Origin of the sequence: Pinisolibacter sp. (assembly GCF_036782435.1) — a bacterium.
Classification (GTDB): domain Bacteria; phylum Pseudomonadota; class Alphaproteobacteria; order Rhizobiales; family Ancalomicrobiaceae; genus CALBKH01.
Window position 1 is genome coordinate 1 of the sequence record NZ_DAIPZB010000081.1, and the last position, 11,466, is coordinate 11,466.

9 protein-coding genes are annotated in these 11,466 nt (G+C 69.1%); 6 read left to right on the top strand and 3 right to left on the bottom strand.

Annotated elements, in window-relative coordinates; genetic code table 11:
• Window positions 1-122: 122 nt before the first annotated feature.
• The 3 genes from V7Q42_RS20585 to V7Q42_RS20595 form a co-directional block, all read right to left on the bottom strand.
• Entirely contained in the window at window positions 123-725 is a 603-nt protein-coding gene (locus tag V7Q42_RS20585) for a VUT family protein (RefSeq protein WP_333826150.1), read from the bottom strand.
• A gap of 113 nt (window positions 726-838) precedes the next feature.
• Entirely contained in the window at window positions 839-1,132 is a 294-nt protein-coding gene (gene rpmB / locus V7Q42_RS20590; protein ID WP_333826142.1) for a 50S ribosomal protein L28, read from the bottom strand.
• Window positions 1,133-1,421: 289 nt separating this feature from the next.
• Window positions 1,422-2,291 carry a type 1 glutamine amidotransferase domain-containing protein gene (locus V7Q42_RS20595; protein WP_333826143.1) on the bottom strand — a complete coding sequence of 290 codons (870 nt, stop codon included), beginning with the start codon at window positions 2,289-2,291 and terminating at the stop codon, window positions 1,422-1,424.
• A 171-nt stretch (window positions 2,292-2,462) separates the two neighbouring features.
• Here V7Q42_RS20595 and V7Q42_RS20600 point away from each other — a divergent pair, with 171 nt between their 5' ends.
• The 6 genes from V7Q42_RS20600 to V7Q42_RS20625 all read left to right on the top strand — a co-directional run bounded on the left by V7Q42_RS20600 (window position 2,463) and on the right by V7Q42_RS20625 (window position 11,212).
• Window positions 2,463-3,308 carry a DUF3108 domain-containing protein gene (locus V7Q42_RS20600; RefSeq protein WP_333826144.1) on the top strand — a complete coding sequence of 282 codons (846 nt, stop codon included), beginning with the start codon at window positions 2,463-2,465 and terminating at the stop codon, window positions 3,306-3,308.
• A gap of 1,168 nt (window positions 3,309-4,476) precedes the next feature.
• On the top strand, window positions 4,477-7,713 hold the full coding sequence (locus tag V7Q42_RS20605; protein ID WP_333826145.1) for a helicase-related protein: 3,237 nt from the start codon (window positions 4,477-4,479) through the stop codon (window positions 7,711-7,713).
• A gap of 158 nt (window positions 7,714-7,871) precedes the next feature.
• Window positions 7,872-8,276, top strand: coding sequence for an RNA-binding S4 domain-containing protein (locus V7Q42_RS20610; RefSeq protein ID WP_333826146.1), 405 nt, complete (start codon window positions 7,872-7,874; stop codon window positions 8,274-8,276).
• Between the two features lie 174 nt (window positions 8,277-8,450).
• Complete coding sequence (gene fdxA, locus V7Q42_RS20615; RefSeq protein ID WP_333826147.1) at window positions 8,451-8,789, top strand: ferredoxin FdxA; 339 nt, start codon at window positions 8,451-8,453, stop codon at window positions 8,787-8,789.
• A 634-nt stretch (window positions 8,790-9,423) separates the two neighbouring features.
• Window positions 9,424-10,035, top strand: coding sequence for a CarD family transcriptional regulator (locus tag V7Q42_RS20620; protein ID WP_333826148.1), 612 nt, complete (start codon window positions 9,424-9,426; stop codon window positions 10,033-10,035).
• Window positions 10,036-10,348: 313 nt separating this feature from the next.
• Complete coding sequence (locus tag V7Q42_RS20625; protein WP_333826149.1) at window positions 10,349-11,212, top strand: RNA polymerase factor sigma-32; 864 nt, start codon at window positions 10,349-10,351, stop codon at window positions 11,210-11,212.
• Window positions 11,213-11,466: the final 254 nt, after the last annotated feature.

An 11,466-nucleotide genomic window follows, 5' to 3' on the forward strand; every position in this document is an offset into this window, starting at 1 on the left:
AATCACGTCAGTAGACGGTCGTCGAGGGCTATCCGCGCACAGGTCTCATCATACCTCTGATGCAGATGAGAAATTCGCGTGTCTTCGAAGGCCGGGTGCATCGGCACCTTCGGCCTTCGGTATCAGGCCGTCGCGCGCGACGCCGGCAGCGGCCACAGCACGTTCATCAGCAGCCGGTAGGGCACCAGGAACGCCGCGGCGAAGCCGAGCTTGACCGCGAAATCGGCGAGCGCCCAGCTCATCCAGCGCGGCGCCTCGACCGACAGGAGGCCGAAGAGCGGTGCGGCCTGGGCCGGGAACTCCTCGGTCGCCCCGATGAAGCCGAAGGCCGCGGCGAAGGCGAGAGAGAAGAACACCGTGGTGTCCGTCGCCGAGCCGAGCAGCGAACCGACGAACGGCGCCTTCCACCAGCGCACCGCGCGGCGCAGCTTGTCGAACACCGTGACGTCGAGGAGCTGACCGACGAGGAAGGCCGAGGCCGAGGCGACGGCGATGCGCGGCGTGGCGAAAGCCATCGACAGCACCACCGCCAGGAGGAAGCCGACGTAGATCACCCGCCGCGCCGTGACCACGCCGAAGCGCCGGTTGGTGAGGTCGGTGACCAGGAAGGCCGCCGGATAGGAGAACGCGCCCCAGGTCAGCAGATCGGCGAGATCGAGCCCGCCGATCGTCGCCGTCACCGGGTACTGGACCAGCACGTTGGAGGCGACCACCACCACCACCATGGCGGCGACGGCCGAAACCCAGGCCGAACGCGGAACACCACCCCCGAGGCCCTCGAGGGTGGTGCCGTAGGTCCGATCGGAAAGTTCGGAACCGGTCATACAACCCGTGCCGATCAAGCGGCGACCGCGGTCTGCGTGCGAGCGATCTGACGCTTCAGCAGACGGGCACGCGGGGAGAGTTCGCAGTCGGAAGCCTTCGCCAGGAACGCATCGAGACCACCGCGATGCTCCACCGACCGCAGGGCGGCGGCGGAGATGCGCAGACGCACGTTCTGCTTCAGAGCGTCCGAAATCAGCGTCACGGCGACGAGATTGGGCAGGAAGCGACGGCGGGTCCGGTTGTTGGCGTGGCTGACGTTGTTACCGGTCAGGACCGCCTTGCCGGTCAGTTCGCAGCGCCGAGCCATGGGTTCATATCCTTCTCGAGTGGGGGTCGCGCGAGGGACCCCGGGGTTCCACGTCTCACGAGGTGTGGGAAAAGTCGCCCTCCTATAGTGATCGGGCCGGGGTGCGTCAAGTCGAAGTCGGTCGCGACGATCGCTCCGCCGGGCCGGTCGGCTCGGCGTCTCATACTGGGCTCATGAAATTCGGACTCGTCCGAGTTTCATGAGCGTCAAGGCCTGGCCGGCCGACGCCCGTTCGGGCTTGCCTTCGCCGACGATGTTTCGAAAAAGTCGAAACATCGTCGGCTCGGTATCACTCGCGGCGGCTCCGCGCCTCGAGCAGGTCGGCGAAACGACCGGCGAAAGTGTGGACGTCGCCCGGCCAGCGCGCCGAGAGATAGTTGCCGTCCTCCACCACGAAGGCCGGGCGCGGATCCTCGATCGTGTCGCGCCACAGCCCGAGCGTCTTGCGCAGGAACGACGGCGCGCCCGGCGCCACGTCGCGAAAATCCTCCGGCTTCTCGAGCGCCCGCGTCACCTCGCGTTCGACCGACATGTGGCCGGGCGGCTGGCCCGGTTCCTCCGGGTAGGTACGGTAGTAGTCGGGATCCCAGAAGCGGCCGATGTGGGCGAGGAGGCTCGCCGTACGCTCCTGTTTCCAGGTGAGCGACGTCGTGCGGCGACCGTGGAGCACCGAGAGTCCGTCGGCCCGCCGGCTGCGCGCCGCCAGCAACACCCCGTGGCAGACCGCCGCCACCGGTTTGTCGGCGGCGAAGAACGAAGCGACGAGCCGTTGCAGCACCGGGCTCTCGAGATAGCTGCGCATGCCCCGCGCCCGATGTCCGCCGCCGAGATAGAGCCCGTCGTACTCCTCGACGTAGAGATCGGCCCATCGCATCGGCGCGCGATAGGCCGGATCGCCGATCATCTCGAGATGGGCGCGCCGCGCGTCACGATTGGCCCTGAGCAGGAGGCCGAGGAGTTTCAGGCGTCCGATGAACGGCAACTCGCTCCACGGATCGAGGCCGCGACCGGTGACCATGACCGGATCGGCCTTCGCCGGTCGCCCGCCCGGGGTGGCGAACACCACCGCGTGGCCGCGTGAGACCAGGATCTTCCAGCCGACCGCGACCTCGGACGGGTCGAAATCGAGAGCGGGCAGCGGAACGACGACGCGAGCCATGCGGAGGATCTCCGACGTTGTCCTTCGGGTGGTAGGGCCGGATCGCCGCCTTGGCAAGGCGTCCGGAGGCCGAGGCGGCGTCCGCCCCAGATTCGCCGGGTTCGGCGGCGAGTTTCGCGCTCACCCGGCGCCGGTCGTCCCGCCGGGCCCAGAGCCTCGTGGGAGAGCCCCTTGTCCCCTCGCCTCGCCGTGCCAGCCGCCGCCCTCGCCCTGCTCCTGGCCGTGCCCGCCGTCGCCGACGCCGCCTCGGCCGAGGCCGCCCTGCCGGCGAAGCCGCAGACCCTGCTGCGCTACTCGGTGACGCTGGCCGGCCTACCGGTGGCGCGCGCCCAGATGACCCTGACCACCGTCGCCGATCGCTACACCTCGCAGGTCACCTGGCGCACCTCCGGTCTGGTCGACATCTTCGCCGGCGCCCGTGGCGACGCCACTGCGTCCGGCCAGTTGGGACACGGTCGCCCTCAGCCCTCGACCTACACGCTCGCCTCCGGCGAGGGCCGCAAGGCGGTCAAGGTCATGCTCGCCATGGCGGGCGGCGCCGTGAAGGCCGCCGAAGCCCAGCCGCCGTCGCGCCAGACCCCCGACCTCGTGCCGTTGCAGCCGCGCCACCGCATCGACGTGCTCGATCCGATCAGCGCCGTCCTGATGCCGGCCGACGCCGGCTCCACCGACGGCGGCAAGGTCTGTGACCGCACCCTGCCGATCTACGACGGCTGGACCCGCTACGACATCCGCCTCTCGCCCAAGGCGACGCTTCCCAACAAACGCCCCGGCGTGACCGGGCCGGTCGTCGTCTGCGCCGCCCGCTACGTCCCCGTCGCCGGTCACCGCGCCCAGCACAAGACCACCCGCTTCATGGAAGCCAACGAAGACCTGTCGGTGATGTTCGGCCACCTCGAAAAGGCCGACGTCTGGGTGCCGCTGAAGGTGTCGGTGCGCACCCTGGTCGGCACCGCCGAGGTCGAGGTCGATCAGATCGCCGCCATCGGCGCCGACAAGACCGCCACCGGCCGCTGAGACCGCCGCCGCGCAGCCACCGATCGTCCCATCGCGGCACGCGATGGTGAACGCGACGGTCGCCCCCGCGGCACGGTCGCGCCGCCGGCCGCCCGGATCTCGAGGCGCGACGTCTCCCAACCCCGACATCTCGAGGGAACGAAACGGCAATCGCGCCGGGTCGGTGATTCGTCGCCGCTCTGTTCCCGCTTCGCTCGATGTGTGAACGCCGCATCGCCGAAACCCGCGTCGCGGCCCTCACGATGCCGTCGCCGGCGGAAACGGATCATCTCCCACTCATCGTTCCGTTTCGAAACGATTCGGTTGACGCGCCGGCGGGTTCGACGGCGCGAAGCCCCGGCGCCGCTCCGACATCTCGTGTCCCATGGCAGACGCCCCCCTCGATCTCGAGAGAACGGCGGTGGAACATCTGACACACATGTGATTCGTCGCCGCTTCGTTCCCGCTTCGCTCCGAGAATGAACGTCGCTCGCCGAGAGACGTCGGAGGGGCCGCCGCGGCGCGCTCGTGGTGCCCACCCCGAGCCCGTCCCGTTTCGGCGCGTATTCCTTACCGACGACGGCGGCGGCGACCTCCACCTCCGTTCCGGCGGTCTCCAGATCTACCGGCGACACCCGAGGTCGCCACACGATCTCGAGAGAACGAACCCGGAATTCATCGCGATCAGCGATTCGTCGCCGGTCCGTTCACCTCCCCTTCGCTTCGTTGACGTGTCCATGGAAAGGCAACCGATGATTGCCGCCATCGACGGCGCCGGACCGTGCCCCGTTTCGGCACGAAACCCTTGCCGTCACCGTCGGGGCACAGGGCACAAGAGTCCGTGCGGATTCGAGATTTCGTGGTCGCCCCCGGTTCGACCACCGTATCTCGTCCGTGAACGGAAGCGGAATCCGCGGCGATCAGCGATTCGGACGCGGTTCGTTCGAGACTCGTTCCGGTTGCCGGGGGATTGCCGAGACCGGGCCGGACGACGGCGCCTCGCAGCTTCACGATTTCGAAAGATCGCGCTTTCGCCACGACCCTGTGCTAGAGGTCTGGCCGTTCCGTCCGAAGCCGCCCGGACTCCGCCAGGCTCGATCGTTTGCCGACCCGAGACACCGCTCGCCCTTCCGCCGCCGCGTCGCTGCCCGTCCTGCCGCCGTCGATCCGGGCGCGGACGGTCACGGCCGTGCTCGGGCCGACCAACACCGGCAAGACCCACCTCGCCATCGAGCGCATGCTGGCCCAGCCCTCCGGCCTCATCGGCCTGCCGCTGCGCCTTCTCGCCCGCGAGGTCTACGGCCGTATCGCCGAGCGGGCCGGCAAGTCCGCCGTCGCGCTGATCACCGGCGAAGAGAAGATCATTCCCGACGATCCGCGCTATTGGGTGTCGACCGTCGAAGCCATGCCGCGGCGCACCGACGTCGATTTCGTCGCCATCGACGAGGTCCAGCTCGCCGGCGATCTCGAACGCGGCCACATCTTCACCGATCGCATCCTCAACCTGCGCGGCCGCCACGAGACGTTGCTGCTCGGGGCGCTGACGGCACGCGACCTGCTCGAGAAGCTGCTGCCGGGCATCAACGTCGTCACCCGCCCGCGCATGTCGCAACTCACCTATGCGGGATCGAAGAAGCTGCTGCGGCTTCCCCCTCGCACCGCGGTGGTCGCCTTCTCGGGCGAGGAGGTCTACGGCATCGCCGAACTGATCCGCCGCCAACGCGGCGGCGCGGCGGTGGTGCTCGGCGCGCTCTCGCCCCGCACCCGCAACGCCCAGGTCGAGCTCTTCCAGTCCGGTGACGTCGACATCCTGGTCGCCACCGACGCGGTCGGCATGGGGCTCAACCTCGACGTCGATCACGTCGCCTTCGCCGGGTCGCGCAAATTCGACGGCTACCAGTATCGCAACCTCAACGCCGCCGAACTCGGCCAGATCGCCGGCCGTGCCGGCCGTCACATGCGCGACGGCACCTTCGGCGTCACCGGTCGCGTCGATCCCTTCGCCGACGAACTGGTGGAACAACTGGAGACCCACCGTTTCCAGCCGCTCTCCCGTTTGCAGTGGCGCAACCCGGCGCTCGATTTCTCGTCTCTCGCCGCCCTGCGCCGCACCCTCGACGAGCCGCCGCGCGAAGAAGGCCTCACTCGCGCCCCGCTCGCCGACGACCAGAACGCCCTCGAGCTCGCCGCCCGCGACGAGGACATCGCCCGCTTCGCCCACGGTGCCGAGCGCGTGGCGCTGCTCTGGGACGTCGCCCAGGTCCCCGACTATCGCAAGATCGCCCCGGCCAATCACGCCGATCTCGTCGCCACCCTCTTCCGCTTCCTCGTCGAAAAGGGCACCATCCCCGACGACTGGATCGCCAAGCGGGTGGCGGAGGCGGATCGGACCGACGGCGACATCGACACTTTGTCGGCCCGTATCGCCCATGTTCGCACATGGACCTTCGTCGCCAATCGCCCCGACTGGTTGACGGACCCCGTCCATTGGCGCGACAAGACACGCGCGATCGAGGATCGTCTGTCCGACGCGCTGCACGAGAGCCTGACACGGCGGTTCGTGGATCGGCGGACTTCCGTCCTGATGAGACGTCTGAGAGAGAACGCGATGATCGAAGCGGAGATCACCACCGGCGGCGACGTCAACGTCGAGGGTCACCGGATCGGGCACCTGGCGGGTTTCCGCTTCGTCGCCGACGCCACCGGCGAAGGCGAGGACGCCAAGGCGGTGCGCAACGCCGCGGCCAAGGCGCTGGCGGGCGAGATCGAGGCGCGCGCCGACCGGCTCTCGCGCGCCGGCGACGGCGACATCGTGCTTTCCGCCGACGGGTCCTTACGCTGGCTCGGCGAGGTCGTCGCCAAGCTCGGCCCGGGACAGGACACGCTCCGCCCCGCCGTCCTGGTCATCGCCGACGAACAGCTGACCGGCCCGGCCCGCGACAAGGTCCAGGCCCGCCTCGATCTGTGGATCGCCGCCCAGATCGCCAACCTGCTGAAGCCGCTGGTCGACCTGCGCGACGCCGCCGACATCGAAGGCATCGGCAAGGGTGTCGCCTTCCAGTTGGTCGAAGCCCTCGGTGTGCTCGAGCGCTCGCAGATCGCCGACGAGGTCAAGGCCCTCGACCAGACGATGCGCGCCTCCTTGCGCAAGTACGGCGTCCGCTTCGGCGCCTATCACGTCTTCGTGCCGGCGCTCCTCAAGCCGGCGCCGTCGGCGCTGATCGCCCGCCTGTGGTCGCTCGGCCACGCCGACGTCGACACCCACATGGCCGGCGAGCTCAACCATCTCTCGGCCTCCGGCCGCACCTCGATCCACGTCGACAAGCAGATCCCCAAGCAGCTGTGGCGCATCGCCGGCTTCCGGGTCTGCGGCGAACGCGCCGTGCGCATCGACATCCTCGAGCGCCTCGCCGACATCATCCGCCCGCTCGTCGCCTGGAAGCCGCTCGACCCGAGCGTCACACCGCCGGAAGGCGCGGTGCCCGGCGGCGGCGCCTTCACCGTCACCGTGGCGATGACCTCGCTGCTCGGCTGCTCGGGTGAGGATTTCGCCTCGGTGCTGAAGTCGCTCGGCTACCGCTCGGAGAAGCGCAAGGTGCCGAAGCCGGCGCCCCGCCTCGTCCATCCGGCGGTGACCGTCACCGCCGAAGAGGCTGCCGCCGCCCCCGCACCCGAGATCGTCTCCTCCGAGACCGCCCCCACCGAACCGGCCGAGACGCCGGCGGAAGCCGTGGCCGAGGTCGAGGCCATCGTGCCGAGCGAAGCGGCGCCCGCCACCGAACCGGCGGCCGAAGCCGCGCCGGTGGCCGAAGAGGCATCCGCCGCCGAAGCCGCGCCGGTCGAAGCCGCCCCGATCGAGGCGACCGAGCCGACCGCCGAGCCGACGCCGGCCGAAGACGCGGCGCCCGTCGCCGAAGCCGCCCCGGCCGAAGCCGAAGCGACGAGTGAGCCCGATACGACGGCCGAGACCGGCGAACCGGAACAGATCGAAATCGAGATCTGGCGGCCCGGCCGCTTCGATCGCGGCCATCACGGCCACCGTGGTCATCACGGCCATCGCGGCGAGCGCCGTGAGGGCGGTGAACGCGGTGAGCGCCGTGAAGGTGGCGAACGCCGCGAGGGCGGCGACCGCGGTGACCGCCGCGATCGCGGCGACAACGCCGCCGCCCGTCGAGCCCGCGACGCCGCGGTGCCCGGTCGCGGCGAGGGTGGCCGCCCGCCGCGGACCGGCGAAGGTCCGCGCGGCCGCGACGACCGCCGCTTCTCCGATCGCGGCCCGCGCCGCGACGAGGGTCGCGACCGTCCGCGCTTCGAGGATCGCGGCAAGCGCCCGGAGAAACCGATCGACCCGAATTCGCCCTTCGCCGCCCTGTTGGCGCTGAAGGCCGAGCTCGAATCGAAAGGCAAGGGCGACAAGTCGGAGTGAGACCGAACGCACGAAGCTTCGACGTGTTCGAAACCTCGTGAGGGAAGGCGCGCCCGAAGGGCGTCGGCCGGTCGGGCCGTAACGCTCGTGAAATTCGGCCTCACCGAATTTCACGAGCCGAGTATGACACCCGCCGCGCGCGGCTCGGAAGGCGCACCATGGATGCCGATCGCCAACGTCTCGATCGCTGGCTCTGGCACGCCCGCGTGGTCAAGACCCGCGAGCTCGCCAAGTCGCTGATCGAGGGCGGCCACGTCCGTGTCGACCGCGAACGCGAGACCAAGGCCGGCGCCGCGGTGAAACGCGGCCAGACCCTGACCGTCACCCTGCCGTCCCGGGTCCTGGTGCTGAAGGTCGTCGACTTCGTCGAACGCCGCGGTTCGGCCGAGGTCGCATCGCGCCTCTACGAGGACCTGAGCCCACCCCGCCCACCGCGCGAGCCCCGCCCCGAGACCGTCACCCTCGCCACCCGCGACGCCGGCTCCGGCCGCCCGACCAAGCGCGAGCGCCGCGCCATCGACCGGCTGGTCGCCGAACCCGGCGATTTCTTCGACGAGACGTAGAGCTTTTTGTCGCACCGCGGTGAAAGCGGCGGATCCGCAATCTACCGCCCCGCCTCCACGCTTGCGCAAGTTCGCGCTCTCGGCTAACCGGAACGCCGAGTGTGTGCCGCGCGCCCAATGCCCACCCGGGCGCCGGTCTCCGACGTCCGGGGCGAAAGCCGAGAGGATAGCGACATGACCTACGTGGTCACCGACAACTGCATCAAGTGCAAGTACACCGACTGCGTCGAAGTCTGCCCGGTCGACTGCTTCTACGAAGGCGAGAACATGCTCGTCATCCACCCGGACGAGTGCATCGACTGCGGCGTCTGCGAGCCCGAGTGCCCGGCGGAAGCGATCAAGCCCGACACCGAGAGCGGCCTCGAGGATTGGCTGAAGCTCAACACCGAATACGCCACCAAATGGCCGAACCTCACCTCCAAGCGCGACCACGCCCCGGATGCCAAGGATTTCGACGGCATGACCGGCAAGCTCGCCAAGTTCTTCTCGCCGGAGCCCGGTCAGGGCGACTGACAAGGGAACCGGCCCGGTCAGGGCGACTGACAAGGGAACCGGCCCGGTCAGGGCGACTGATCGCAGGACCCGCCCGGTCGGGGCGACCGGCCTCGACGTGCGATCAGGCATCGCAGCCGCAGCGCGTCGAGACGTCGCGGGATCACCCATGCGGACGGCGCCCACTCGGGCGCCGTCGTCGTTTCACGCCGCTCGGCGGCCTCCGAACGCCCGCATTTTCACCATTGCCATGATTTGTCGCGAAAGAGTCGCGAGATCGCCACGAAGCGGCGGCCCTCGACGCTTCCGCAGACCCGTAATTTGTGGTATGCATTTCTCCGCAGTCGAATTTCCCACCGACTCTCCCAAGCGGAGTTTCCTGATGACCGGCCTGCTCGTCGCAGCTTCTCGGTGCGTGTCGAACCTTCCGTCGACCGAACCCGAGATGAAGCAAACTCTTGCGACGCATCCGGAGCATCGGTGGGAGAGGCCCTTCCGGACCGACTGAACATGTAACCGAGCACGCGTTCGCCGCCCCGGTCCGCCCGGGGTGCACGGGCGTGCCTGTCGCCGCGCCCACCTTCGTGCGGAAGGCGGGAAAGCGACCCACTTTCGAGGCTCCTTCGGGGGCCGGTCGAACAGGAGTATCGGGCGTATGGCCACCACCCCCATCAAGAAGACGTCCCAGACCCGCCATGGCTTCAAGGCGGGCGAGCACATCGTCTACCCGGCCCACGGCGTCGGCCAGATCACCGGTATCGAAGACCAGGAGATCGCCGGCTACAAGCTCGAGCTCTTCGTCATCTCCTTCGAGAAGGACAAGATGACGCTGCGCGTTCCCGTCTCCAAGATCGCCACCGTCGGCATGCGCAAGCTCGCCGAGACCTCCGTCGTCAAGAAGGCGTTGGAGACGGTGAAGGGTCGCGCCCGCATCAAGCGCACCATGTGGTCGCGCCGGGCCCAGGAATACGAAGCCAAGATCAACTCCGGCGACCTCATCTCCATCGCCGAGGTGGTCCGCGACCTCTATCGCGCCGACAGCCAGCCCGAGCAGTCCTACTCCGAGCGTCAGCTCTACGAGGCGGCTCTCGACCGCATGGCGCGTGAAGTCGCCGCCGTCGATCACGTTTCCGAGACCGAGGCGATCCGTCAGATCGAACAGAACCTGATGAAGAACCCGCGCCGCAACGCCAAGGCCGGCGAAGCCGAGGCCGAAACCGCCGGCGACGCCGAGTACGTCGACGACGAGCGCGAAGAAGCGGCGTGAGGCCGGATTCGGCGGATTTCCGCCGATCGTGACGCCGAACGAAATCTCGGGGCCCGGAGCGATCCGGGCCCCGATGCGTTTCGGGACCTCTCGCCGCCACCGCCCCGGATCCTTCTCCGCCATGAACCCGCCATGGTCGCCCGCGACGTTTCGTACATGAGAACGGTTCTCATGCGGTCTCGACCGCACCCGGAATTTCCTCTAAGAGCGTTGATCAGGATTTTCACGTAATCCGATCCATCCCGACGACGGCTTCATCATCCGTCGCCGATCCGAGCGCCGACGGCCTTGAACCGTCGGAAGGAGGCCGAAGATGACGCATCCGACGAGCGATCACCGCCGTCTGGTTCAGGCCGCCATGGCGGCCCCCTATCTCGAACGCGACGAAGAGCGTGAGCTGGCCGTGCGCTGGCATGACGACGGTGACGAGGCGGCGTTGCATCGCCTGACCTCGGCGCACATGCGGCTGGTCATCGCCATGGCCGCCCGCTTCCGTCGCTACGGCCTGCCCCAGGCCGATCTCATTCAGGAAGGCCACGTCGGCCTGCTCGAGGCGGCCCGCCGCTTCGAGCCGGAACGCGAGGTGCGCTTCTCCACCTACGCCTCGTGGTGGATCCGCGCCGCCATTCAGGACTATGTCCTGCGCAACTGGTCGATCGTCCGCGGCGGCACCTCCTCGGCCCAGAAGGCGTTGTTCTTCAACCTGCGCCGCCTGCGCGCCGTGCTCGCCCGCGAACTCGACGGCGCCGCCGAGCCGGAGATCTTCTCCGCCATCGCCGACCGCCTCGGTGTCTCGATCCGCGACGTCGAAGCGATGAGCGCTCGCCTCTCCGGTCCGGACGCCTCCCTCAACGCCCCCATGGTGGAAGGCGAGGACGGCATCGAGCGTCAGGACCTGCTGATGTCGGACGACCCGATCGCCGACGAGACGGTGGGCGACCACATCGACGGCGAACGCCGCCTCGCCTGGCTGCGCGAGGCGCTCGGCGTGCTCAACGAGCGCGAACTGAAGATCGTCGAGGAGCGACGTCTCACCGAGAACGGCGAGACGCTCGAAGCGCTCGGTGCCCGTCTCGGCATCTCCAAGGAACGCGTCCGCCAGATCGAGGCCCGCGCCCTGGAGAAGCTGCAGGCCGCGCTCCTCGCCCGCCAGCCGGACCGCGCCGTCTTCGTCTGATCGGCGCAGCTCCCGCACCGCCCCCACGCCACCGGCACGGAGAGGTCCGACCCGATCGGAACCCTCCGTGACGCCGAGCGCCTGCCGATGCCGGCCGGTCGACCGCCTTCGCATCGGATGCGCGAAGCGGTTCCTCGGGAAAACGATGCGGGCTTCGGCCGTCGCCCGGACCTCGGCGGCTCGGTCGCGTCGCCCCGACCTCATGAGACCTGTGCGCGGATAGCCCTCGACGACCGTCTACTGACGTGATTCAC